The sequence below is a fragment of the Paraburkholderia sp. ZP32-5 genome (assembly GCF_021390495.1).
In the GTDB taxonomy this organism is placed as follows: Bacteria; Pseudomonadota; Gammaproteobacteria; order Burkholderiales; family Burkholderiaceae; genus Paraburkholderia.
In genome coordinates this window covers 615,098-638,735 of record NZ_JAJEJP010000001.1, presented here as the reverse complement: position 1 = coordinate 638,735, position 23,638 = coordinate 615,098, and the positions used below count along the sequence as shown (strand labels likewise).

Genomic DNA, 23,638 nt, shown 5'->3' with positions numbered 1-23,638 from the left:
TGGCTTGTTGCCGGCGTTCAGCGCTTGCGGGAAGGCTTCGGAGGAGAAGAAGCGCGGCGGAATTCCTCGATCACGTCCTCGAATTCGGAGACGTCTTCGAAGCGCCGGTACACGGAGGCGAATCGGACATAGGCGATCGTGTCGAGCGCTCGCAACTCGTTCATCACGAGTTCGCCGAGGCGCTCGCTGCGCACCTCGCGCTCGCCACTGCCAAGCAGTTGATACTCGATACGGGCGACCGCCGCGTCGATCGCGTCCGCTGCAACCGGACGCTTGCGCAGCGCCAGTTGCATGCTCGCGAGGATCTTGCGGCGATCGAATTCCGTGCGAGTGCCATCCTTCTTGACGACCGACGGCAGCGCCAGTTCGACCCGCTCATACGTCGTAAAACGTTTGTCGCAGGCCGCACAGCGGCGGCGCCGGCGAATCGTCGCGCCGTCTTCGGATACGCGCGAGTCGACGACCTGCGTATCGGCGTGGCGGCAGAAGGGGCAATGCATGACGGCTTAGCGGTAGACCGGGAAGCGCTGGGTCAGCTCGGCGACCTGCGCGCGCACGCGCTCGATCGTCGCGGCATCTTCCGGGTTGTCCAGCACGTCGGCGATCAGGTTGCCGACCTGCTCGGCTTCCTTCACGCCGAAGCCGCGCGTGGTCATGGCCGGCGAGCCGAGACGCACGCCCGAAGTCACGAACGGCTTTTCCGGATCGTTCGGAATCGCGTTCTTGTTGACCGTGATGTGCGCCGCGCCGAGCGCAGCCTCAGCTGCCTTGCCGGTGATCTTCTTCGCGCGCAGATCGACCAGCATCACGTGGCTTTCCGTGCGGCCCGAAACGATGCGCAGACCGCGCTTGACCAGCGTCTCGGCGAGCACGCGCGCGTTGTCGGCGACCTGCTGCTGATAGACCTTGAATTCCGGCGACAGCGCTTCCTTGAATGCCACGGCCTTGGCAGCGATCACATGCATCAGCGGACCGCCCTGGATGCCCGGGAAAATCGCCGAATTGATCTGCTTTTCGAACTCGGCCTTCATCAGGATCACGCCGCCGCGCGGGCCGCGCAGGCTCTTGTGAGTGGTGGTGGTGACGAAGTCGGCGTGCGGCACCGGGTTCGGATAGACACCGGCGGCAACGAGGCCCGCGTAGTGCGCCATATCGACCATGAAGTAAGCACCGACCGATTTCGCGATCTTCGACAGGCGTTCGAAGTCGATGCGCAACGCAAACGCCGACGCGCCGGCCACGATCAGCTTCGGCTTGTGCTCCTGAGCGAGCTTTTCAGCAGCGTCGTAGTCGATGTCTTCGGCTTCGTTCAGGCCGTAGCTGACGACGTTGAACCACTTGCCCGACATGTTGACCGGCGAGCCGTGCGTCAGGTGACCGCCGTGCGCGAGGCTCATGCCCATGATCGTGTCGCCCGGCTTGAGCATCGCGAAAAAGACGCCCTGGTTCGCCTGCGAGCCCGAGTTCGGCTGCACGTTGGCGGCTTCCGCGCCGAACAGCTGCTTCACGCGGTCGATCGCCAGTTGCTCCGCGACGTCGACGTATTCGCAGCCGCCGTAGTAACGCTTGCCCGGATACCCTTCCGCGTACTTGTTCGTGAGTTGCGAACCCTGCGCGGCCATCACGGCCGGGCTCGTGTAGTTTTCCGACGCGATCAGTTCGATGTGCTCTTCCTGACGGCGGTTTTCCTGCTCGATGACCTTCCAGAGTTCAGGATCGACGTTGGCGATGGTGCTTTGGGCTCTGTCAAACATACAGGTTCCGTTGAGTGTGTTCAGGTTGACCGGATCGTGCGCCGAATCTTGCGTAGGGGATACGCAGCGTTGCTGGCGGCCAGGCTAGCCCTGACGCGGCGGGTAGAGGAGTCGCCGCACACGCGAGGCAGGCCAACCACCGGCAACGCAGATTTCTGCGCGCGGATCACGGCTGCCCAGGCGAACGGCAAAACGGCACCCTGCGCTTCACGGTGGGTTGTTCCACCTTGAACCCGATCGGTTGAATCGGCTGAGTCGGACGACTCGGTTCTATCGCCAGTCACGCAGGGTCGAGCGCGTTAGTGTATTGGAAGAGGATCGAATAGGCAACCGGCCCGGCGGCGCCCAAGCGCCGGCTGGCCGGGCCTTCGGGCGAGCCGGGCCGCCTGCCGCGAACACGTCTGACGAAAGCCAACCGCCAGTCTCTAAGGGCCGCTGTGTGTCCGTGCCGCAGCGTCGGATACGGCTGGTTCATTCTTGCCGCAGCGCGGCATTGCAAGTAGGCTTTCGGCCTTCGTTACATACCGACCAGGGAACCACTGCAATGATCGTATTCGTCACTGGAGCGTCGGCAGGCTTCGGCGCCGCCATCGCCCGTGCATTCGTCAAGGGCGGCCATCGCGTCGTCGCCACCGCTCGCCGCAAGGACCGGCTCCACGCACTCGCCGACGAACTCGGCGACGCGTTGCTGCCGTACGAACTCGACGTGCGCGATCGCGCCGCGGTCGAGGCCCTGCCGCAGTCACTGCCGGCCGAATTCGCCGCCCTCGACGTGCTCGTCAACAATGCCGGCCTCGCGCTCGGCGTCGAACCCGCGCACAAGGGCCGCCTCGACGAATGGAACACGATGATCGACACGAACTGCAAAGGGCTGGTGCAGGTCACGCGCGCGCTGCTGCCCGGCATGGTCGAGCGCAACCGCGGACACATCTTCAATCTGGGCTCGGTGGCCGGCGCCTGGCCGTACGCGGGTGGCAATGTCTATGGCGCGACCAAGGCGTTCGTGCGCCAGTTCAGCCTGAACCTGCGCGTCGACCTCGCCGGCACCGCGCTGCGCGTGACCGACATCGAGCCGGGCCTGTGCGGCGGCACCGAATTCTCTAACGTGCGTTTTCGCGGCGACGACGACAAGGCCGCCAGGGTCTACGAAAACTTCCAGCCGCTAACGGCCGAGGACATCGCGGATTCGATCTACTGGATCGCCACGCGCCCCGCCCACGTGAATATCAACACGATCGAGCTGATGCCGGTTGCCCAGTCGTTTGCCGGGCTGAGCGTTCATCGCGGCTGAGCGGGAAGGCGGCGAGGCGTGACAGCCGCTCACGGCATCCGGGCAGGGCCGCTGCCGCGCACACGGCCCGGAAACGGCTTGCGCAACCACCCGATATCGCCGCTGACGTCCGCCGGACGGGATGCACACTTTGAAACAGACCCGCGGGTATGCGTTCCGGTAGAATGCGCCGCATGAATATGTCGACCAGCCAGCCAGGCACGGAAAGCGGGTACACGTGGTCAATCCGCGTGTACTACGAAGATACCGACGCCGGCGGCATCGTGTTTTACGCCAATTACCTGAAATTTTTCGAACGGGCGCGCACCGAATGGCTGCGTGCGTGCGGTGTCGACCAGCATCGGCTCGCGGAAGAAACCGGCGCGATTTTCATCGTGCGCAGTACCGCGGTCGATTATCGGGCTCCGGCCCGGCTCGACGATATCGTGAAAATTGTCAGCAGGATCGAGCGGCTTGGCAGAGCTTCGGTTGATTTTGCGCAGGAGGCTTGGCGCGAAGGCACGTTGCTTGCTACTGGCACGATCCGGGTAGGCTGCGTCGATCGAGTCGCGTTGCGGCCCGCTGCAATTCCCGCGCCGGTTCTCGCTGCATTGCAGCACGGACCGGGCGTGAGCCAGGACGTGAATTGAAAAGCGGCGGCATGTCAACGAACGATACCTGCGCGCCGTTGTTACGGGGCCAGTGAACTCATACCGGTCAGGCAACACAAAGCATGGTTCGGCTTCAACACCGCCGAAGCTTCCGTTTTGCCCACGGCGAGCTTGAAGCGGCCTTGCAGCCGGACGCCCCCTTCCCGGGACGCTAAAACGAACCTATATGAACACTACTCAAGATCTGTCGATCGTTTCACTAGTACTTAACGCGAGCCTGCTAGCTCAGGCCGTGATGGCCCTGCTGCTGTTGCTGTCCCTGTTGTCGTGGACTTTCATCTTCCGCAAGTGGTTTGCGATTCGCCGGGCGCGCGCGCAAACTGAGCGCTTCGAGCGTGATTTCTGGTCGGGCGGCGACCTGCAGGCGTTGTATCAGAGCGCCGCGAATAACCGCCACACGATCGGCGCGCTCGAGCGCATTTTCGAGTCCGGCATGCGCGAATTCCTGAAGGGCAAGGAAAAACGCCTGAACGATCCGGGCGCGATTCTCGACGGCGCGCGGCGCGCGATGCGCGCGGCCTTCCAGCGTGAAATGGATGTGCTCGAAGCAAACCTCGCCTTCCTCGCGTCGGTCGGTTCGGTCAGCCCGTATATCGGTCTGTTCGGTACGGTGTGGGGGATCATGAATGCGTTCCGCGGCCTGGCCAACGTGCAGCAGGCCACGCTCGCGAACGTGGCGCCCGGCATCGCCGAAGCGCTGACCGCCACCGCGATCGGCCTGTTCGCCGCGATTCCGGCCGTGGTCGCGTACAACCGCTACGCACACGACATCGACCGTCTGGCAATCCGCTTCGAGACCTTCATCGAGGAATTCTCGAACATCCTGCAGCGCCAGGCACAGTAAGGAGGCCACGATGGCAGGCTCCCGTTCCTCCAGCATGCGCGGTTCGCGTTCACGCCGCGCGATGGCCGACATCAACGTCGTGCCGTACATCGACGTGATGCTCGTGCTGCTCGTGATCTTCATGGTCACCGCGCCGCTCGTCGCTCCGTCGATCGTCAATCTGCCTACCGTCGGCGGTGCCGCTCCGCAGCAGCAGACCCCGCCGGTGATCGTCAACATCCGCGCGGACGGCAATATGAGCGTCAAGTACAAGGACGACGCCGGCACGCAGCAACAGGAAGACATGACGAACGCCGACCTGAAGGGCTTCATCGCCGATCGTGCGCAATCGCATCCGGATCAGCCCGTCGTGATCGCCGCCGACAAAACCGTGAAGTACGAAGCCGTGATGAATGTGATGTCCGAGCTGAAGGCCGAGGGCGTCAAGCGCGTTGGATTGCTCGTCAAATCGCAATGATCCGCAAGAACTCCGAATATCCGCTTCAGCCACCGCGTGAACGCGGCACCGGGCGCGCATTTCTGTTCGCGCTGGTGATGCATGCGCTGCTCGGGTTCTTCCTGTACCACGGCATCCAGTGGCAAAACAGCACGCCCGAGGGCGAGGAGGCGGAACTGTGGACCGAGGTGCCGAACGCGGCGATTCCTCGTCCCGTCCCGCCGCCAGCGCCGCCGGTGCCGGTCGCTCCTGCGCCGCCGGTGCGGGACGAACAGGCCGACATCGCGTTGCAGGAAAAGAAACGTCAGCAGCAGGAAGCGGCCCGCGAAGCGCAACTGGCCGAGCAGCAGCGTCAGCAAAAGCTGAAAGAGCAGCAGGAAGCGCAACGTCAGCAGCAGTTGGCGGCCGAGCAGGCGGCTCAGCTCGCCGCGCAGAAGGCCGCGAAACTGAAACAGCAACAACAGCAACAGCAGCAGGCTGAGAAGCTCAAGCAGCAGCAACTGGCCGAGCAGCAGAAACAGCAGCAGCTAGCCGAGCAAAAACAGCAGCAATTGAAAGAACAGCAGGAGCAGCAACAGAAGCAGGCGCAGGCGGACGCGCAGAAAAAGGCTGATGCGGAGAAAGCCGCGAAAGCCAAGGCGCAAGCGGATGCCGCGGCGCAGGCGAAGAAGCAGCTCGACGCCGAACGTCGCGCGCGCCTCGCGCAGATGCAGGGCATGGCCGGTGCTCCGGGTTCAACGGGCAACGGGCTTGGCAAGAGCGGCACGGGCAGTGGTTCCGGCGGCACGGCGGCATCGCCGGGTTACGCGGACAAGGTACGCCGGGCCGTGCGGCCGAACATCTCGTGGGGCGGCGAAACGGAAGGTCTCGAGACTGTGATCGCCGTGCGTTGTTCGCCGACCGGCACGTTGCTGAGCGCGAGCGTGTCGCACAGCAGCGGCAACGCCGCGTGGGATGCGGCCGCGTTGACCGCTGTGCGGCGTTCCGATCCGATGCCGCTCGATGTCAACGGCAAAGCACCGGAAAGTTTCTATATCACGCTACGTCCGGCTGGTTGAGGCAGCAGACTGACAGCCGGCTAACGGCGACGCCGCGCCCCGTCCGACAGGGCATCGCGCGGGAACGAATTAGCTGTTTTCCGGTCTGTTTGCTGTTGTGAAGTGTTAAGTAAAACCGTTTTGAGGAATCCATACAGCATGAGTTTGATGACCAAGCTAGGCCTGCGGACACTCGTGGCAACGTGCCTGATCGCTGTTGGCGGCGCCGCCAACGCACAACTCAACGTCCTCGTGACGGGCGTCGGATCTACGCAGTTTCCGATCGCAACGGCGAATTTCGCCAACGAAGCAAACTCGCCGCAGCAGATCAGCGCGATCGTGCGCCAGGATCTGCAACGCAGCGGCAAATTTACCAATATCGACGCAGGCTCGACGCCGGTGTCCGAGACCGACTCGGTCGACCTCGGCGCATGGAAGGCGAAGGGCGCCAACGCGTTCGTCGCCGGCAGCGTGAACCACTTGCCGAACGGCCAGTACGAAGTGCGCTTCAAGTTGTACGACACGGTCAAGGGCGAAAGCCTCGGCGGCCTCGTGCTCGTCAGCCCGGAAAGCGGCCTGCGCATGAGCGCGCACAAGGTCGCGGACTACATCTACGCGAAACTGATGGGCACCCGCGGCGTGTTCGCGACGCGTCTGTCGTACGTGATCCGCACGGGCGGACGCTACCAGTTGCAGGTTTCCGATTCGGACGGTCAGAACGCGCATATCGCGCTGTCGAGCCCCGAGCCGATCATCTCGCCGGCCTGGTCGCCTGACGGCACCAAGGTCGCGTACGTTTCGTTCGAGAAGAAGAAGCCGATCGTCTACATCCACGATCTGCCCACGGGCCGGCGCACCGTCGTGTCCGACCAGAAGGGCAACAACAGCGCACCGGCCTGGTCGCCGGACGGCCGCACGCTCGCCGTCGCGCTGTCACGCACCGGCAATACGCAAATCTTCGCGGTCAACGCGGACGGCAGCGGCCTGCGTCGCCTCACGCAAGGCAGCTCCATCGACACCGAACCGGCCTACTCTCCCGATGGTCAGTGGATCTATTTCACGAGCGACCGCGGCGGCGCGCCGCAGATCTACAAGATGCCGGCGCAAGGCGAAAGCGCGGGCCCCGCGCAACGCGTCACCTTTACGGGCAGCTACAACACCAGCCCGCGTGTGAGTCCTGACGGCAAGCAGCTTGCCTATATCTCGCGCGTCGGCGGTGCATTCAAGCTGTATCTCCAGGACCTGCAAGGCGGAACCGCCACGGGCCTGACGGACACGACACATGACGAATCGCCGAGCTTCGCGGCGAACGGTCAGTACATTCTTTACGCCACTGAGGTGAACGGCCGTGGCGTGTTGGCCGCAGTATCGACCGACGGTCGCACTCGGCAGGTCCTGTCCGTTCAGGGCGGCAGCGTACGCGAGCCGTCCTGGGGCCCGTTTATGCAATAACACAAGGAGAGTAAACAAATGATGTCCAAACTTCGTTTCGCATTCGCGGTCGTAATGGTCGGCACGCTGGCCGCGTGTCACTCGGGCGTCAAGCTCGACGAAAACGCCAACAAGGGTGCAGGCGGCGGCGTGCAGCCGAACCCGAACGACGTCGCAACGGTCAACGTCGATCCGCTGAACGATCCGAACAGCCCGCTCGCGAAGCGCAGCATCTACTTCGACTTCGACAGCTACTCGGTCAAGGACGACTATCAGCCGCTGCTGCAGCAACACGCGCAATATCTGAAGAGCCATCCGCAGCGTCACGTGCTGATCCAGGGCAACACCGACGAGCGCGGCACCAGCGAATACAACCTCGCACTCGGCCAGAAGCGTGCTGAAGCCGTGCGTCGTTCGCTGTCGCTGATGGGCGTCACGGATTCGCAAATGGAAGCCGTCAGCCTCGGCAAGGAAAAGCCGCAGGCAACGGGTCATGACGAAGCGTCGTGGGCACAGAACCGCCGCGCCGACCTCGTGTATCAACAGTAAGTCAACAGGTGATGAGCCGAATGACGCATCGTTTCTCCTGGCTGCGGCTTGCCGCAGCGGCCTGCGTCGCAGGCACGGCCCTCGCGGCCGTGCCCGCCCATGCGGGCATCTTCGACGACGATCAGGCCCGTCAGGCCATTCTCGATCTGCGTTCGAAGACCGATAGTCTGTCGAGCCAACTGTCGGCCGCGCAGCGCACGATCCTCGACCAGTCCAACCGTCTCGACCAGCTCAACCAGCAGGTCGCGACGCTACGCGGACAGAACGAGGACATGGCGAATCAGCTCGCCACGCTGCAGAAGCAGCAGAAGGATTACTACACCGATCTCGACACGCGCCTGAAGAAATTCGAGCCGCAGCAGCAGACGGTGGACGGCGTCCAGGGCGAGGTGCAGCCGGGTGAAACCGACGCGTTCAACGCGGCTTCACAGCAGTTCCGCAGCGGCGACTTCAAAAACGCCGCGGCATCGTTCCGCAGCTTCATCTCCAAGTATCCGGACAGCCCCTATCAGCCAACCGCGCAGTACTGGCTCGGCAACGCGCTGTATGCGTTGCGCGACTACAAGGGCTCGACGGCGATCTGGCAAGGCATCGTCGCCAAGTACCCGCAGCATCCGCGCGCACCGGAAGCACTGCTGGCGATTGCGAACAATCAGATCGAGCAAGGCCAGAAGGCGGCCGCGAAGAAAACGCTCGAGCAGATCGTCTCGCAATACGGTGGCTCGGACGTCGCGCAATCGGCGCAAAGCAAGCTGTCGCAGATCAAGTAGTGAGCAGTAACGCGCAGTGTCCGACGTCATAGTCACGCGCGCCTCTCGCTGAAAAGCCCGGGTAGCAATGCCCGGGTTTTTCATTTCAGGCGGACGTTTTGTGACGTGCTGAATGCGGCGAAATGCCGATAGCTCGACGGCCGCCCGCGGTTGACAGGCAATGGGTCGGTCTATATACTTTCGCTTCTCTTTTGGGTCGTTAGCTCAGCTGGTAGAGCAGCGGACTTTTAATCCGTTGGTCACAGGTTCGAATCCCGTACGGCCTACCAAAAGATTCAAGGGCTTAGCTTCGGCTAGGCCCTTTTTCTTGCTCCGCAAAACCCGCATTGCTCCGCAATCCCCTCAAGGTGCGGGAACCCACGACGCACGGTTAAACGCCGGCTCGCCCTCCAAACAACGTCGCCCGCACCCCGAGTCGGACAACGCCTCCTCGACAGCCGTATTCAATTCATATCACCTGTTGTCCAACTGATTCGACTTCATCGCTTGCCCTAGTCCTTTCATACAGCCAAGTGCAACCGCTTTGGCAATAGCATTCTCCGGCTTCGTAACCTTCACCGAGAGATCATCGAATCCCTTTTCGCACCACGCTACGTCAAGCGACGTCTCGGAGCGACAAGCGTGCATATTCAACTCAAGCAAGTTGTCTCGTCGCGTTCGACACAATCTCGTGGGCAGAACCTCTCGCGTGTATCGTTCCGTTGCATATCGGAAAGTTGCCAGGCCCGAATACCTGTCTCAGTCCTCACCTCGGGGGCAATCAAAGTGTCTTACTCGGGCGCGACCAAATACACTCACGCAACATCCGCTTCGATGGCGGCAATCGCAAGCGACGCGCGACCCAATAACTCCACGTTCCGAGTCGCACTTGCTGCACGCACGCTAGTGCGGTAGTAATGCCTGACCCACAAGGATTAACTACATCATGAATGCAGCCCCCCTCCCAAGCTTCATTTCCGAAAGTGATTCAAAGACGGTGGATGCGATGCTCGCATTCTTTTTGTATGAGTGCCCGTCGAGCATGATCCCATCGCGCGAGGAAGTGGCTGCATGGGCGCTCGCCCTGGCAGAGCGGGGCGATGAGTTTGCTCCGTACGCCGAGGCGTGCAAAAAATGGGCGGAAGGGGAAAACTAAATTACGCCGACACGCACCATCTGCTGGATATTGAGTCCGCGCGAAGCCGCATCGATCCCCCTCCTCCCGACAGTACCGAATCAGATTCGCATCTGTCGCACCTCCTTCATTCAGGACTCACATCGATCAAAAGAAAATGGGTCGCGGTTGTCCGCAGCCCATTCCGAAACCTGATTATTTCGAAACGAAGAAACCCGCTCGATAGATGTGGCTAATCGTGCGGCCGATACCCGTCATTTAGCGTCTGCATGAAGGCAATGATGTCTTTCATGTCCTGGTCGCTCATCGCTGGCTTGTCGCCGAATTTTCGATTGAACGGCGGGTCCACGACGTCCATGTTGGCATTGTACTTTGTCGGAATGTCATTGTATTTTTCGACGTTGCCATGAGCATCGACCGGATAGATCTTCGCTGGATTCGTATCGCGGAAGTCGTAGAAATTCATCACTTCCTGCAGCGTATGGTAGACGCCGTTATGAAAGTAGATCCCGCGATTGGCCGCATTACGCAGCGTCGGCGTCAGGAACATGCCGCAGTATTGCGTTTGCGTCTTCAGGTCGTCGCGCCACGGGCCGCAGATACCCATATCGTAATAATGCGGATCCTTGTTGGCGGGAATCAACGGGTTGCGCGGCGCACCGAGCCCTTCGTACTGGGTGTCGGTAAATAGCGGCGGCAAACCATCCTTGCTGGGCTGGCTCAGGTGGCAACCGGCGCAATTGGCCTTGTCCGGATCATTGAACAGACGCAAACCGCGCAGTTCGGCCGACGATAGCCGTGTCTTGCCTTGCAGCCAGTAGTCGTACTTGCTGGTGAACAGGTGAAACGACGGATCCTCGACCTGGTAGCGGCCGACCGCGAACATCGCCTCCGAAACCAGCAAGCCCGGGCTGAGCAGAATGCCAGGACCGAACAGTTGCTTGAACTGATCGCGATACTTCGCCGCCAGCAGTTTGTGCGCGACCTCGGCAGTGCTCGTATTGGCCATTTCCACCGGGTTGAGCATCGGGCCGTACGCCTGCAGCTGCAGTGAATCGGCGCGGCCATCCCAGAACAAGCCACCTTGCGGCACCATCGCCGGGGCCGACGGTGCGACCAGCGCATCCTTGGTGGCTTTTTGGACACCGACCGCCGACGCCGCCTGCTGCACGACACTCACCGTCGTCTCGATATCCGCCGGATCGGGACCAATGCTGAAGTTGGCCTGGCGATACAGATAGGTCAACGACGGCGGTGGCCGATAGCCCGGCAAGTTCAGATGCGAACCGCCAAGCGCCACCGGAAATTCATCGGGCGTCGGGCCGTACGAGTGCTGCGGGCTGTGACAGCTCGCGCACGACTGCATGCCCGAAGCGGACAGCGAGGTATCGTAGAAAATCTGTTTGCCGAGTTGCGCGACCGCGCTCAAGGGCGCGGCTTTCGGCATCCGAAGATGAACCGGGTGGGGATTTTCACCGGTCAGGTTTTCGACCATCTGCCCCACGGATGCCGGCATTTTTTCAGGGTAGGTCACCGCGTACGCACCGAATGCAATCACCGCGAGTCCGATCCCCAGCACACCCCATAGAGCACAACGTAACAGTGGTCGTTTTTGCGGACGACTGCGAGGGCTATCGGAGGACGGATCGGAAGAAACCTGATTCGAGCGTTCAGACATGGCTTATGGAAAAAAGCGCACTGCAATAGACAGATCGAGCCACCGGACAAGCTGGCTCGACACCTGATTGAAGCGATAACCGTCGTCGTTCTTCATCCTGCTTTCGATTCACGCCAGGCGGAAAATGACTGCCTGGCGCAAATCGAAGCGGAAGCAGAACTCAGGTCGGAGTCATGTTGATCGCGGGCGGCGTGGACAACGGCGTGCCTTGCGACGGATCGAGATACAGCGGCGTGTTGGCACCCGCCGAGCCGGTGAAGTTGAACATGTTCATGATGCTGCCGGCGGTCGCATCGAACGAACCACCGCCAAGGCGTTCGCCGCCGAGCCAGTTGTCTTCGATGAAACGCACGACCGAAGCCTGGCTCGCGATCGTGTCGGACACGAAGTTCGACCTGGCCCACGGCGAGATCACGAGCAGCGGAATACGCGTACCCGGACCGCAACGGCCATTGACCGGCGTACCGGCGACGCCCATCGGCAGGTTCGCGCTGACACCGCACACGCCACTACCGTTCAACTCATCGACACCGGCTGCCATCGAAGCGCTGGTCGGCTGCGTGTAGCGGTGGTCGTACCAACCGTCGGAGTCGTCATAGGTGACGATGACAGCGGTGTTCTTCCAGTCGGGCTGCTGCTGGAGGAAGTTGACCACTTGCGTGACGAACTGCTGTTCATCGAGCGGATCCGAGTTACCCGGGTGGCCATCGCCAATCGCGGGAGCCTTGATGTAGCTGACCGCCGGAAAGTTGCCGGACGCGACCGCGCTGAAGAAATCGTTGGTGTCGTACTGATGGTGAACCGGCGTCGCGGTGCTATCCATCGGATCGGTGAAGCCGATCAACGCGGTCGATGTCGGGCGCTGATGGGTCGGATTGGATGTCGACTTGTAGTACTGGAACCACGCGTGGTGCTGCACGTAGTCAGGCACGTTGCCGCCCAACACGTCGGAGAACGTGGTACGTCCGCCGGTCCCGGCCGCGGCCGTCGTATCGTTCGCGCAGCCTGTCGTGCCGTTCGGATTGACCGCCGCCAGATTGAAGCCGCCCATGAAGCCGCCCCAACTGATGTTCGCCGAGTTCAGCAAGTCACCGATGTTTTTCGACGTCATCATCACGGTGCTGGTCTTCGACGAACAGACGTCGTTGGCCGGGTCGGTATCGCCGTTTTCCGTCAGGCCGCCCTGTCCGTCGGCCACGGTGGAAGCACTGCCGACCACGGGCACGGCACCGTTGGTCTGGCCCGACACGACTTCGAGCGCGCCCGGCGTCGACGGACCATAGGTATCCGTGTAGGTGTTGTCGTTCAGCGCGAAATGCTGCGCGTAGTTCCACATCGCGGTAGCCGTGTTGCCGTCGAAGTATCCCATCACCTGGCCAGTCGTCGCGAAAGCACCGGTGGTATCGAGTGTGACGCTGAGGCCGTCTTCCACGAAGCCGGTGGCGGCGGTGCCGGTCGCGCCGGTGTGGGCCGGGAACAGGTCGGCGGCGCCGTTATCGTATGCCTCCTGTTCAGCCGTATAGGCGTGGCTCTGATCCGCGGTATTCGCCTGGGAACGGTCAAGCCGGAACGGGTTGAAGTCGGACTGAGGCACGGTCTTGCCCGCGACCAGGCTCGCGGCCGTACCGTTTGCCGGATTCAGGAAGTTCGGATTTTGCGTCTGCAACGCATCGGTGTTCAGACCGACGACCGACGGCGTACCGGCTGCCGCGATAAATTGCGGTTCGCCAGATGGATTGGCGGCGACCGGATAGGTCGCGAAGTAGTGATCGAACGACACGTTCTCGCCAAAGATCACGACCAGGTGCTTGATCGGCGTAGCCGTGACCGCCGCGTCCTGAACCGAAGGGGCGGGGGCGCTCGGTGTGCTCGCTGGCGTGGACGGCGCGGTGGTGGACGCGGTCGTCGAATTGCTACCGCTGCACGCGCTCAGCACGAGCGCAAGCACCGCGGCTGGAATGGGCAAAAAGTTTTTTCGAAACATTGTGATGGGCTCCGGATTCTTCGGCTTGCGCAGTCCCACACTTGCGTGCGGCAAACGCAAGGAAGCGATGCTGTTGGAACTAACTACTGGCTATTACCCGTATGAATCGGATCCCATTGCAACATCGCCACATTAACTTTTAGTGGCGTAATAATTCATATATATTTCCATTGTTTTAACGTAATTTGCTTTGCACGAAGCAAACAGATAGCTGTCGGAAATAGTATTTTTGCCCGATTTTTTGCGCTGCTCTGTAGACCCGCTCGACTCGCCCGAAACACCTGCTGAAAGCGGCTCTCACTGCCCAGATACATTGCGATGACGGCTTTGAATATTGCCAATTAAGTTGTAAGTCAGTATCAAGACATTCAATTCCCATTCGCCATTATTACCATTCATACCTATCTGAAAGATATCTTAATCTATTGGTTATTACACGCTATTAAATTGGGGCATAAGCACAGCCATAACAAAAGGCAAACAATTAGCTTTATTACGCCAATAACAGCAACTTCGATATGCGCCGACTCTGAAGCCGTCCTTCGTCGCAACTGCAACTGTTTGCGAACACGACGCACGACAGCGACACCTCCCCAACACGCCCTTCGATTCCCTATCCGCACGATAGAAGCAATCAATCAACCGATCGGAATATCGCGCACGCAACGTTGTTTGCGCCAGTACATCCACCTCACTTCCGATCAGCAAAGGAAATCGAAATGAAACTCCGTCTCTCAGCCGCAGCCCTGATCGTCGCGTCGACCCTATTCGCCGGCAACGCCGCATGGGCCCAAAGCAACACGGCAACGTCCCCCACTCCGGTGCATAACGTCGTGCTCGTACACGGCCTTTATGCCGACGGGTCGAGCTGGGCCAAAGTGATTCCGCTGTTGCAGGCAAAGGGACTCCACGTCACGGCGGTACAGAATCCGACGACCTCGCTCGACGCGGACGTCGACGCCGTCAAACGTGCACTGGCCGAGCAGGATGGGCCGACGCTGCTGGTCGGGCATTCGTACGCCGGGATGGTCATCAGCCAGGCAGGCGACGATCCGAAGGTCAGCGGTCTCGTGTACATCGCGGCGCGCGCGCCCGATGCCGGCGAAGACTATCCGGCACTGACCCGCAAGTTTCCCGCAGCTCCTGCTTCCGCCGGTCTGACATGGTCTTCCGATGGCTACGGGAAGCTGTCCGAAAATGCGTTCGTCAACGACTTCGCCGGCGATCTGCCGAAGCCGGAAGCGGAAACCTATTACGCGGTCCAGCAACCGGTCGCCAAAGCAGTCACGATGGCGAAAACGACCGTTGCCGCGTGGCGCGACAAACCCACGTGGTACGCGGTGTCGACCGAAGATCGCACCATCAACCCGGACCTCGAACGCTTCATGGCCAAACGCATGAAGGCTCACACGATCGAAATCGACGCCAGCCATGTTTCACTGCTGTCGCACCCGAAAGAAGTGGCCAACCTGATTCTCGAAGCAGCAGGTCAGCAGACATCGGCGCAATAGCGCGATCCGTCGCGGGAGGGACGGTGCCTGAGAAATATCGCGCGCCGGCCTACAATCGAAGGCTGCTGAACCACGACGACGCGGCAGGCCGGAGCGCCCGCGCACCGCGCTCTCCTTTCCTCACGCAGAGGAGCGCCTGCCGCTTCATTCGAATCGACTCTTCGACTTTCACTCCCCATGGAAAAACAGGCACTCATCATCGGCGCGACGGGCGTCGTCGGCGGCAATCTCGCGCAACATCTGCTGGCGCGCGGCGACTGGCGCGTGACCGGTCTTTCGCGCGGCCGCACCGCCGCGCCTAGCGGCATCGAATCGGTCACGGCCGATCTCACTCGCGCCGAATCCGTTGCCGATGCACTGCAAGGGCGCAGCTTCAGTCACGTCTTCTTCACCGCATGGTCGCGACAGGCAACCGAGCGGGAGAACATCAACGTGAACGGCGCGATGGTCCGTCACGTGCTCGACGCGCTGGGCCCATCCGGCAAGCTCGAACATGCGGCACTTGTCACCGGGCTCAAGCACTACCTCGGCCCCTTCGAAGCGTACGCGCAAGGCAACGTGCCGCTCACGCCGTTTCGCGAGGAACAGGGACGGCAGCCTGTCGATAACTTTTACTACGAGCAGGAAGACCGGCTCTTCGACGCCGCGCGTCAGTATGGTTTCAGCTGGAGCGTGCATCGGCCGCATACGATCATCGGCTTTGCTCTCGGCAACGCGATGAACATGGGCGTCACGCTCGCGGTGTATGCAACGCTTTGCAGAGAGACGGGACAGCCGTTCGTTTTCCCCGGCAGCGCCGCGCAATGGAACAGCCTCACCGACATGACGGATGCCAGTCTGCTGGCGCGGCATCTGGAATGGGCCGCGAGTTCGCCAAACGCGCGCAACGAGGACTTCAACGTGGTCAACGGCGACGTGTTCCGCTGGAAGTGGATGTGGTCGCAACTGGCGCAGTACTTCGGCATCGAGCCGGCGCCGTTCGATGGCGAGACCCGCCCGCTCGAACAACGCATGGGCGACGCGCGTGACCAGTGGGCCCAGATTGCAACGCGCGACAAACTTCGCGAAGCCGACATCGACAAGCTGGTGTCGTGGTGGCACACGGACGCCGACCTCGGGCGTCCAATGGAAGTGCTCACGGACATGACCAAGAGCCGCAAGGCAGGCTTCCTCGATTATCAGAGCACGCCGGATGCTTTCTTCGCGCTATTCGATCGTCTGAAAGCGGAGCGGATCATCCCCGCGTGATATCGAGCATCAACGTGGACGAGGCTCGCGCTTTCGTCCGCGTTGTTTGCGGCGCCGTTCTCACGGCGCACCCTTCTTTTCCGCCTCATCCCTGTCCGCCTGTTCGCTTATTTCCCGCTTGGTTCGGCAGCTAACAGACCACTTACGGCAGCCGCCCGCAACATCCGCGACGGCGTCATCGGCGCTCATCCGCAGCGAAGACGAAGGAGATCAGGGCCACCCGGCGTAGCAGGGCTGTCCTGCCGCACAGGGGTACCCATGAAATCTGCAAAGGTGGTCTGGGTAGTGGGCTTGGCATGTCTGATCGAAACGGCACATGGGCAGGAAGTCTATCTGCAGGGCGGCACGCTCGGCATAGGCGTCGGCGCGGCGTGGAGTATCACGCCACGGTTCGGCGTGCATGCGGACTTCAACGCGTTCAGCCTGTCGCACAACTTCTACGTCGGCGGAAATCGCTACGAAAGCCACGTGCAGTTGCGTCAGGGCGGTATCTACGGCGACTTGTTTCCGTGGACCGGCAGCGGCTTTCGCGTCACCGCCGGTCTGCGCGTGACCGACAACGTGGTGAGCGGCAACTCGGTGCCGACGAACGGCGCCTACGTGTTCGACGGCCAGGCCACGCCGGCCTTTCCCGGTGAATACGCGACAGCCACCGTCAAATATCCGCCGGTGATGCCGTATCTCGGCATCGGCTACGGACTGCATCCGAGGGCGAAGGGCTTCGGCTTCGTGGTCGATCTCGGCGTCGCGTTTGGCGTACCGCGAACTTCGTACGCGCTATCGCCCGCGCTCGCCAATGCCGCCGGTCCGGAGTTGAGTCAGCAGATCATCAACACAGGACTCGAACAGGTGCGCGAAAAGGCGTCACCGTTTCGATGGTATCCAACGTTGCAGATTGGTTTGTCATATCGCTTCTGATATAGAAGTGCGGAGGCCACTGTGCGCGCGATGCTTTGTTCGCGTGCTCACGGCATCGCGTTGAGAATCGCCGGCGTACCGCGACAAGAAGACTTCCGGGGAGCCGGCAGGAACGGTCCTTGCACAGGCGCGCGCCGTCGGCTATAACTCCCGAAGATCACGTGTTACCGGTTGCACCCGTCGCTTAAGCATTGCCGCTGTATTGCACTTCGCTGTTCAATCCGCTGATGGCAACTTATCCAACGAGGAGGCATCTTGGATCTCGAAACCGTACGCACGTTTATCATGACCCGGGGCATCGACTTCGGCACTCAAATTGTCGGCGCAATCGTCCTATGGATCGTCGGCCGCTGGGTCATCGGTCTGATCTCGAGCCTGCTGCGCAAGATGCTCGCACGCAACGGCCGCGTCGATCCAACACTTGCGCATTACCTCGCATCGATTCTCGGCGCATTGCTGAACCTGCTGCTGGTTCTCGCGATACTGCAGATCTTCGGCGTGCAGACCACGTCGTTCGCCGCATTGCTCGCCGGTCTCGGCCTCGCGATCGGTACGGCCTGGGGCGGCCTGCTCGCGCACTTCGCGGCCGGCGTGTTCATGCAGGTGCTGCGGCCGTTCAAGGTCGGCGACTTCGTGACGGCCGCGGGCGTCACCGGCACGGTCACCGAGCTGGGCCTGTTCGGCACGACGATCGTGACGCCGGACAACGTCACGACCATCGTCGGCAACAACAAGATCTTCTCCGACACGATCTCGAACTACAGCGTGCTGCCGTTCCGGCGCGTCGAGCTGACCGCGAAGATCGCCAACGGCGTCGACCCGACCGATGCGATCGCGCGCTTAAGAACCGCGGTCACGAAGATCCCCAACGTGGTCGAGAACCCCGCACCGGATGTCGAGGTATTGAGTTTCACGCCGGAAGGGCCGCTGCTATGCGTGCGTCCCTACACATCCAATCAGAACTACTGGCAGGTGTACTTCGACACGAATCGCGCGATCGTGCAGACCTTCAAGGACGCCGGCTATCCGACGCCGGAAACGCCGCTCGCGCCGCGCACGGTAACGCGCGACTGAACGACGCAAAGCCACCTGCGCGCAGCACCATGAAAAAAGGCGTCGCGAGATTCGCGACGCCTTTTCTGTTTTCAGCGCCCTGCACGAGCCGTGCGCCTCGGCACGACAACGCGATGCGTCAATGATTGCCCGCGTTCGCGCCGTTCTTGCGCAGCATCTTCCACAACGCGCCGAGCACGACCGGCACGACTGCCGCGCCGATACCGACGAGCACGATCACGTTCAGGTACTGGCGGATGAACGGGATATTGCCGAAGAAGTAGCCGAGCAAGGTGAGCAGCAGCACCCACAGCAACGCGCCGACCACGTTGAACAACTGGAAGCGGCTCCACGTCATCGACGATGCGCCCGCGACGAACGGCGCGAAAGTACGCACGACCGGAATGAAGCGCGCGAGCACGATGGTCTTGCCGCCGTGCTTCTCGTAGAAGTTGTGCGTCTTCTGCAGCGCGGCGCGATCGAGAAAACGTTCGAGCACCGGAATGTGCGAATTGAACACGCGTGGTCCTATTGCGCGTCCGATCAGGTAGTTGGTGGTATTGCCGGCGACCGCCGCGATCAGCAGCAGCAGGATCAGCAGGCCCAGGTGCATCTGCCCGGTCGCGCAGAACGCGCCGCCGATGAACAGCAGCGAATCGCCCGGCAGAAACGGCAGCACGACGAGCCCGGTTTCACAAAACACGATCAGAAACAGCACCGCATACACCCAGGCGCCGTAGACCTGAATGAAGTCCCCGAGGAACTTGTCGATGTGCAGGACGAGGTTGACGAAATGTAGCAACGTATCCAAGGAACGTCCTTTTAAACCAATGTGAGCGGGAAGAAACGGCCGTCGCGCGGCCCGCGGAAGAGGCCAGCAAAACAGCAGCCAGGCCGCTGCGAATTGACCGCGACATGATACAGAAAGTGCCTTGCCGCGCTTAAAAATCTGCCGCGTTGCGAGCGCCTGCGAACCCATCAGACGAGTCGCTATAATTTCGCCATGTCCGAATTCTCCGAAACGCCCGCCGGCTCCGCCGCCGAGCCCGCGCCGTCCGGCGTGGCGCCCGCGCCGCGTCCGTTGCGCGCGATCCAGCCGCTTCCCGACCAGTTGATCAGCCAGATCGCCGCCGGCGAAGTGGTCGAGCGGCCGGCCTCGGTCGTCAAGGAACTGCTCGAAAACGCGCTCGACGCGGGCGCGCAAACGCTGCGCATCCTGCTCGACGAAGGCGGCGTCAAACGCATCTCGATCACCGACGACGGCTGCGGCATCCCCGAAAACGAACTCGTGCTCGCGCTCACGCGCCATGCGACCAGCAAGATCCGCTCGCTGGCCGAACTCGAAGCGGTCGCTACGCTCGGGTTCCGCGGCGAGGCGTTGGCATCGATTGCGTCGGTCGCGCAGATGAGCATCACGAGCCGCACCGCCGACGCGCCGCACGCGGTGCGTATCGACGCCGAGACCGGCGTGCTGAGCCCGGCGGCCGGCACGCAGGGCACGACGATGGAAGTGCGCGAGCTGTATTTCAATACGCCCGCGCGGCGCAAATTCCTGAAAAGCGAACAGACCGAACTCGGCCACTGTCTCGAACAGATTCGCCGCGTCGCGCTCGCGCGGCCGGACGTCGCGATTTCGGTGCTGCACAACGGCAAGGCCGTCGAGCACTGGAACGCGAGCGAGCCGCCCGCGCGCGTCGCGAAGATTCTCGGCGATACGTTTGCAACCGCTCATCTGCCGCTCGACGAAGCGGCCGGTCCGCTCGCGATCTACGGTTGCGCCGGTCTGCCGACCGCGAGCCGTGGACGCGCGGATCAGCAGTACTTCTTCGTCAACGGCCGCTTCGTGCGCGACAAGCTGCTCACGCACGCGGTGCGCGCCGCGTATGAAGACGTGCTGCATGGCGAGCGTTTTCCGTCCTATGTGCTGTTCCTCGATCTGCCGCCCGAAGGGGTCGACGTGAACGTGCATCCGTCGAAGATCGAAGTGCGTTTCCGCGATTCGCGCTCGATCCACCAGTTCGTCTTTCATGCGGTGCAGCGCGCGCTCGCGCGGCACGCGGGCGCGTCGCCGGAAACCACCGCCGGCGGGCATGCGGCGCATCTGGAGCCGTCGGCAGGTGGGCCGGCTTCGTTTGGTTCGACGCCATTGGGCGGCGCGGACGGCACGAGTAATACCGGCAATGGCTTCGGGCCGGCCGCCGGCATTACGAGCGGCTCCGGTGGCTCCACGGGTGCGGGCTTCGGCGCGAGCGCACGCGGTGGCTTCGGCGGATCAAGTGGCTTCGGCGGACTCAGCGGCGCGCAGGCGGGCAACACCTGGATGCGCCAGTCGCGCATGACGCAAGGCACGCTGCCGGTCGCGCAACCGCTCGCCGGCTACGACGCGCTGTTCGGCCGCAAGGACCCGCTCGCCGGTCAGCGCGGAGGCGCATCGCTGTTCGAAGCGCGCGACCCGGCCTCCGAAATGGCGTCACCGTATGACACGTCATGGCCCGCTTCCGCGCCTACCTCGCCATTCGCCGCACGCGCCGCCTCCCCCGCATTCGACGCCACCGACGACCAGCCGCTCGGCTTCGCGCTCGGCCAGGTCCACGGCATCTACGTGCTTGCGCAGAACCGGCAAGGGCTCGTGATCGTCGACATGCACGCGGCGCACGAGCGCATCCTGTACGAGCAGTTCAAGAACGCGCTCGCCGATCGCGCGATCGCCGTGCAGCCGTTGCTGATCCCACAGACGATGCAGGCCGATCCGGTCGAAATCGGCACGGTCGAGGAAGAGCGCGACACGCTCGACGCGCTCGGCTTCGACCTCGCGGTGCTGTCGCCGACCACGCTCGCGATCCGCGCGGTCCCGGCACTGCTGAAGGATGCCGATCTGCAGGCGCTGGCGCGCGCGGTACTGTCCGATCTGCACTCGTTCGGCGGCTCGCGCGTGCTGACCGAACGCCAGCACGAACTGCTCGGCACGCTCGCCTGCCATCACGCGGTGCGCGCGAACCGGCGCCTGACGCTCGACGAGATGAACGCGCTGCTGCGCCAGATGGAAGCGACCGAGCGCGCCGATCAGTGCAACCATGGGCGCCCCACCTGGTATCAGCTGACGCTCGGCGATCTCGACCGGCTGTTCATGCGTGGGCAATGACATTGCCGCGTTCGATGAAACCGTCTCGACGCGCACCGGTTCGCTCATGACGTCACGCCCTATTCCGATCCCCTGTCTGCTTGGCCCGACCGCTTCCGGCAAAACCGCGGCCGCGCTCGCGCTCGCCGCGCGCCGGCCGGTCGAGATCATCAGCGTGGATTCGGCGCTCGTCTATCGCGAGATGGATATCGGCACCGCGAAGCCGAGTGCCGACGAGCGCGCGGTCGCGCCACATCATCTGATCGATATCGTCGATCCGGCCGATTCGTATTCGGCCGCGCAGTTTCGCGAGGACACGCTGCGGCTCACCGGCGAGATCGTCGCGCGCGGCCGGTTGCCGCTGCTGGTCGGCGGCACGATGCTGTACTACAAGGCGCTGACGCAAGGGCTCAACGATCTACCGACCGCCAATCCCGAGGTGCGCGCGGCACTCGACGCCGATGCGGCCCGCGACGGCTGGCCGGCGCTGCACGCGCGGCTCGCCGCCGTCGATCCGCTGACGGCCGCGCGGCTCGCGCCGAACGACTCGCAACGCATCCAGCGGGCGCTCGAGGTGTTCATGCTGAGCGGCCAGCCGATGTCGACGCTGCTCGCCGTGCCCGCGCCCATCGACGATGCCGCGTCGGCGTGGCGCTTCGTGCCGGTCGCGCTCGAACCGTCCGAGCGCGGCGTGCTGCATGCGCGCATCGAGCAGCGCTTCGATGCGATGCTCGCGCATGGTTTCGTCGATGAAGTGGTGAAGCTGCGCGCGCGCGGCGATCTGCTGCCCGACATGCCGTCGATGCGCTGCGTCGGTTATCGGCAGGTATGGGAATACCTCGACGGCGCGGTCGATTACCGGACCATGCGCGACAAAGGGGTGTTTGCGACGCGGCAGTTGTGCAAGCGGCAGCTCACGTGGCTGCGCAGCATGCCGGAGCGGTTGGTGGTGGATTGCTGCGATCCGCACGCGACGGCGCGGGTGGTGGAGCTGATCGAGACACTGGTGTGACGCGCTGAGCGGGAGTCAGGCGAACGGCGGGGAGTGAAGCGAAGGGCTTTATCAGAACCCGAACAACCCGGTTCGCGTGGCACCCTTGCGCATGCCACGCGAACCGTCAAACTTTAGACCACGACCGTCTGTGCTTCGCCGGCCGCGCTTTCGCGCACCACGCCGATCTTCCAGACCTGCTCGCCCGCTGCGGACAGCTGACCGATCGCCGACTCGGCGTCAGCCGCCGACACGATCACCGCCATGCCGATGCCGCAGTTGAACACGCGATGCATTTCCGCATCCGCGACGCCGCCGTGCTGTTGCAGCCACGAGAACAGCGGCGGCAGCGGCCACGCGCGATGATCGAGCTCGGCGGTCAGGCCTTCGCGCAGCACGCGCGGAATGTTTTCGACGAGGCCGCCGCCGGTGATGTGCGCCATGCCCTTGACTTCGATCTGCTGCATCAGCGCGAGCAACGGCTTCACGTAGATGCGCGTCGGCGCCATCAGTGCGTCGGCGAGCGAGCGGCCGTCGAAGTCCGCGTTCAGATCCGGCTGCGCGCGCTCGATGATCTTGCGCACCAGCGAAAAACCGTTCGAATGGATGCCGCTCGACGCGAGCCCCAGCACCACGTCGCCCGGTGCGATCTTGCTGCCGTCGATGATCTTGCTCTTTTCCACCGCGCCGACCGCAAAGCCCGCCAGGTCGTATTCGCCGTCGGGGTACATGCCCGGCATTTCCGCGGTTTCGCCGCCGATCAATGCGCAGCCCGACAGTTCGCAGCCCTCGGCGATGCCCTTCACGACGGTCGCCGCCGTGCCGACGTCGAGCTTGCCGCAGGCGAAGTAATCGAGGAAGAACAGCGGCTCGGCGCCTTGCACGAGGATGTCGTTGACGCTCATCGCGACCAGATCCTGGCCGACGGTGTCGTGCTTGTTCAGATGGAAGGCGAGACGCAGCTTGGTGCCGACGCCGTCGGTGCCGGACACGAGCACCGGCTCCTTGTATTTTTTCGGCACTTCGAACAGCGCGCCGAATCCGCCGATGCCGCCCAGCACGCCGTCGCGCAGGGTCTTCTTGGCAAAGGGCTTGATCGCGTCGACGAGGGCGTCGCCTGCATCGATGTCCACGCCGGCGTCGCGATACGACAAACCTTGAGCATCAGGGGCGGATTTCGGTTGATTCATGGGGAAGAGCGAGAAGGTCGGTAAAATGCGATTTTACCCGATGCCGGCCCCCTGGCTGGAATTCGCGC

At 62.7% G+C, this 23,638-nt stretch carries 21 protein-coding genes, 1 tRNA gene and 1 riboswitch; of the genes, 16 read left to right on the top strand and 6 right to left on the bottom strand.

The genetic code is table 11. The features are described 5' to 3' along the window. Window positions 1-17: 17 nt before the first annotated feature. Entirely contained in the window at window positions 18-500 is a 483-nt protein-coding gene (nrdR, locus tag L0U82_RS02770; protein WP_233828347.1) for a transcriptional regulator NrdR, read from the bottom strand. Window positions 501-506: 6 nt separating this feature from the next. Beyond that, the gene (glyA, locus tag L0U82_RS02765; protein ID WP_233828346.1) at window positions 507-1,754 is read right to left on the bottom strand and encodes a serine hydroxymethyltransferase; all 1,248 of its coding nucleotides are present in this window, start codon (window positions 1,752-1,754) and stop codon (window positions 507-509) included. A gap of 167 nt (window positions 1,755-1,921) precedes the next feature. After that, a riboswitch (ZMP/ZTP riboswitch) is annotated at window positions 1,922-2,048 on the bottom strand. 250 nt (window positions 2,049-2,298) lie between these two features. On the opposite strand from glyA, the gene ydfG reads away from it, so the two are divergent. The 10 genes from ydfG (at window position 2,299) to L0U82_RS02715 (ending at window position 9,897) form a co-directional block, all read left to right on the top strand. After that, a complete protein-coding gene (gene ydfG, locus L0U82_RS02760) occupies window positions 2,299-3,045 on the top strand; it encodes a bifunctional NADP-dependent 3-hydroxy acid dehydrogenase/3-hydroxypropionate dehydrogenase YdfG (protein WP_233828344.1) in 747 nt (248 codons plus the stop codon). A gap of 164 nt (window positions 3,046-3,209) precedes the next feature. Further along, window positions 3,210-3,674, top strand: coding sequence for a tol-pal system-associated acyl-CoA thioesterase (gene ybgC / locus L0U82_RS02755; protein WP_233833093.1), 465 nt, complete (start codon window positions 3,210-3,212; stop codon window positions 3,672-3,674). Window positions 3,675-3,861: 187 nt separating this feature from the next. After that, entirely contained in the window at window positions 3,862-4,539 is a 678-nt protein-coding gene (gene tolQ / locus L0U82_RS02750; protein WP_007179119.1) for a protein TolQ, read from the top strand. Window positions 4,540-4,549: 10 nt separating this feature from the next. After that, window positions 4,550-4,996, top strand: a complete 447-nt coding sequence (gene tolR, locus L0U82_RS02745; protein ID WP_233828342.1) for a protein TolR — start codon at window positions 4,550-4,552, stop codon at window positions 4,994-4,996. Next, the gene (gene tolA, locus L0U82_RS02740) at window positions 4,993-6,033 is read left to right on the top strand and encodes a cell envelope integrity protein TolA (RefSeq protein WP_233828340.1); all 1,041 of its coding nucleotides are present in this window, start codon (window positions 4,993-4,995) and stop codon (window positions 6,031-6,033) included. The genes tolR and tolA overlap by 4 nt, the downstream gene beginning before the upstream one ends. 138 nt (window positions 6,034-6,171) lie before the next feature. Next, the gene (gene tolB / locus L0U82_RS02735) at window positions 6,172-7,464 is read left to right on the top strand and encodes a Tol-Pal system beta propeller repeat protein TolB (RefSeq protein ID WP_233828339.1); all 1,293 of its coding nucleotides are present in this window, start codon (window positions 6,172-6,174) and stop codon (window positions 7,462-7,464) included. An 18-nt stretch (window positions 7,465-7,482) separates the two neighbouring features. Further along, window positions 7,483-7,992, top strand: coding sequence for a peptidoglycan-associated lipoprotein Pal (pal, locus tag L0U82_RS02730; protein ID WP_233828338.1), 510 nt, complete (start codon window positions 7,483-7,485; stop codon window positions 7,990-7,992). Between the two features lie 20 nt (window positions 7,993-8,012). Further along, window positions 8,013-8,762 carry a tol-pal system protein YbgF gene (gene ybgF / locus L0U82_RS02725; protein WP_233828337.1) on the top strand — a complete coding sequence of 250 codons (750 nt, stop codon included), beginning with the start codon at window positions 8,013-8,015 and terminating at the stop codon, window positions 8,760-8,762. A 193-nt stretch (window positions 8,763-8,955) separates the two neighbouring features. Then, window positions 8,956-9,031: transfer RNA gene (locus tag L0U82_RS02720), tRNA-Lys, on the top strand. A gap of 656 nt (window positions 9,032-9,687) precedes the next feature. After that, window positions 9,688-9,897 carry a hypothetical protein gene (locus L0U82_RS02715; RefSeq protein ID WP_233828336.1) on the top strand — a complete coding sequence of 70 codons (210 nt, stop codon included), beginning with the start codon at window positions 9,688-9,690 and terminating at the stop codon, window positions 9,895-9,897. Between the two features lie 211 nt (window positions 9,898-10,108). On the opposite strand, the gene L0U82_RS02710 is transcribed toward L0U82_RS02715, so the two are convergent. Together L0U82_RS02710 and L0U82_RS02705 are read right to left on the bottom strand one after the other, a co-directional pair. Further along, window positions 10,109-11,554: a cytochrome-c peroxidase gene (locus L0U82_RS02710; protein WP_233828335.1), complete on the bottom strand. Its 1,446-nt coding sequence runs from the start codon at window positions 11,552-11,554 to the stop codon at window positions 10,109-10,111. Window positions 11,555-11,714: 160 nt separating this feature from the next. Beyond that, window positions 11,715-13,538, bottom strand: coding sequence for a phospholipase C (locus tag L0U82_RS02705; protein ID WP_233828334.1), 1,824 nt, complete (start codon window positions 13,536-13,538; stop codon window positions 11,715-11,717). A 719-nt stretch (window positions 13,539-14,257) separates the two neighbouring features. Between L0U82_RS02705 and L0U82_RS02700 the strand changes: the two genes are divergently transcribed. From L0U82_RS02700 to L0U82_RS02685, 4 genes are all read left to right on the top strand, one after another. Then, window positions 14,258-15,049, top strand: a complete 792-nt coding sequence (locus L0U82_RS02700) for an alpha/beta hydrolase (RefSeq protein ID WP_233828333.1) — start codon at window positions 14,258-14,260, stop codon at window positions 15,047-15,049. Between the two features lie 177 nt (window positions 15,050-15,226). Further along, window positions 15,227-16,297 carry an SDR family oxidoreductase gene (locus L0U82_RS02695; RefSeq protein WP_233828331.1) on the top strand — a complete coding sequence of 357 codons (1,071 nt, stop codon included), beginning with the start codon at window positions 15,227-15,229 and terminating at the stop codon, window positions 16,295-16,297. Between the two features lie 258 nt (window positions 16,298-16,555). Continuing rightward, complete coding sequence (locus tag L0U82_RS02690; RefSeq protein ID WP_233828329.1) at window positions 16,556-17,215, top strand: hypothetical protein; 660 nt, start codon at window positions 16,556-16,558, stop codon at window positions 17,213-17,215. Between the two features lie 255 nt (window positions 17,216-17,470). Further along, window positions 17,471-18,289 (top strand): mechanosensitive ion channel family protein, encoded by an 819-nt coding sequence (locus L0U82_RS02685; RefSeq protein ID WP_233828328.1) that lies wholly within the window; start codon window positions 17,471-17,473, stop codon window positions 18,287-18,289. Between the two features lie 118 nt (window positions 18,290-18,407). On the opposite strand, the gene L0U82_RS02680 is transcribed toward L0U82_RS02685, so the two are convergent. After that, a complete protein-coding gene (locus L0U82_RS02680; protein WP_233828327.1) occupies window positions 18,408-19,079 on the bottom strand; it encodes a DedA family protein in 672 nt (223 codons plus the stop codon). 192 nt (window positions 19,080-19,271) lie between these two features. Between L0U82_RS02680 and mutL the strand changes: the two genes are divergently transcribed. Both mutL and miaA read left to right on the top strand, forming a co-directional pair. After that, a complete protein-coding gene (gene mutL, locus L0U82_RS02675) occupies window positions 19,272-21,410 on the top strand; it encodes a DNA mismatch repair endonuclease MutL (RefSeq protein WP_233828326.1) in 2,139 nt (712 codons plus the stop codon). Window positions 21,411-21,456: 46 nt separating this feature from the next. After that, window positions 21,457-22,401 (top strand): tRNA (adenosine(37)-N6)-dimethylallyltransferase MiaA, encoded by a 945-nt coding sequence (gene miaA / locus L0U82_RS02670; protein WP_233828325.1) that lies wholly within the window; start codon window positions 21,457-21,459, stop codon window positions 22,399-22,401. A 113-nt stretch (window positions 22,402-22,514) separates the two neighbouring features. Here miaA and purM read toward each other — a convergent pair whose 3' ends face one another. Beyond that, entirely contained in the window at window positions 22,515-23,570 is a 1,056-nt protein-coding gene (gene purM / locus L0U82_RS02665; RefSeq protein ID WP_233828324.1) for a phosphoribosylformylglycinamidine cyclo-ligase, read from the bottom strand. Window positions 23,571-23,638 lie beyond the last annotated feature (68 nt).

What these genes read in the sequence shown, in the direction of transcription:
- nrdR (WP_233828347.1), bottom strand. Translation starts at nt 500, where the DNA reads ATGCATTGCCCCTTCTGCCGCCACGCCGATACGCAGGTCGTCGACTCG.
- glyA (WP_233828346.1), bottom strand. Translation starts at nt 1,754, where the DNA reads ATGTTTGACAGAGCCCAAAGCACCATCGCCAACGTCGATCCTGAACTC.
- ydfG (WP_233828344.1), top strand. Translation starts at nt 2,299, where the DNA reads ATGATCGTATTCGTCACTGGAGCGTCGGCAGGCTTCGGCGCCGCCATC.
- ybgC (WP_233833093.1), top strand. Translation starts at nt 3,210, where the DNA reads ATGCGCCGCATGAATATGTCGACCAGCCAGCCAGGCACGGAAAGCGGG.
- tolQ (WP_007179119.1), top strand. Translation starts at nt 3,862, where the DNA reads ATGAACACTACTCAAGATCTGTCGATCGTTTCACTAGTACTTAACGCG.
- tolR (WP_233828342.1), top strand. Translation starts at nt 4,550, where the DNA reads ATGGCAGGCTCCCGTTCCTCCAGCATGCGCGGTTCGCGTTCACGCCGC.
- tolA (WP_233828340.1), top strand. Translation starts at nt 4,993, where the DNA reads ATGATCCGCAAGAACTCCGAATATCCGCTTCAGCCACCGCGTGAACGC.
- tolB (WP_233828339.1), top strand. Translation starts at nt 6,172, where the DNA reads ATGAGTTTGATGACCAAGCTAGGCCTGCGGACACTCGTGGCAACGTGC.
- pal (WP_233828338.1), top strand. Translation starts at nt 7,483, where the DNA reads ATGATGTCCAAACTTCGTTTCGCATTCGCGGTCGTAATGGTCGGCACG.
- ybgF (WP_233828337.1), top strand. Translation starts at nt 8,013, where the DNA reads ATGACGCATCGTTTCTCCTGGCTGCGGCTTGCCGCAGCGGCCTGCGTC.
- L0U82_RS02715 (WP_233828336.1), top strand. Translation starts at nt 9,688, where the DNA reads ATGAATGCAGCCCCCCTCCCAAGCTTCATTTCCGAAAGTGATTCAAAG.
- L0U82_RS02710 (WP_233828335.1), bottom strand. Translation starts at nt 11,554, where the DNA reads ATGTCTGAACGCTCGAATCAGGTTTCTTCCGATCCGTCCTCCGATAGC.
- L0U82_RS02705 (WP_233828334.1), bottom strand. Translation starts at nt 13,538, where the DNA reads ATGTTTCGAAAAAACTTTTTGCCCATTCCAGCCGCGGTGCTTGCGCTC.
- L0U82_RS02700 (WP_233828333.1), top strand. Translation starts at nt 14,258, where the DNA reads ATGAAACTCCGTCTCTCAGCCGCAGCCCTGATCGTCGCGTCGACCCTA.
- L0U82_RS02695 (WP_233828331.1), top strand. Translation starts at nt 15,227, where the DNA reads ATGGAAAAACAGGCACTCATCATCGGCGCGACGGGCGTCGTCGGCGGC.
- L0U82_RS02690 (WP_233828329.1), top strand. Translation starts at nt 16,556, where the DNA reads ATGAAATCTGCAAAGGTGGTCTGGGTAGTGGGCTTGGCATGTCTGATC.
- mutL (WP_233828326.1), top strand. Translation starts at nt 19,272, where the DNA reads ATGTCCGAATTCTCCGAAACGCCCGCCGGCTCCGCCGCCGAGCCCGCG.
- miaA (WP_233828325.1), top strand. Translation starts at nt 21,457, where the DNA reads ATGACGTCACGCCCTATTCCGATCCCCTGTCTGCTTGGCCCGACCGCT.
- purM (WP_233828324.1), bottom strand. Translation starts at nt 23,570, where the DNA reads ATGAATCAACCGAAATCCGCCCCTGATGCTCAAGGTTTGTCGTATCGC.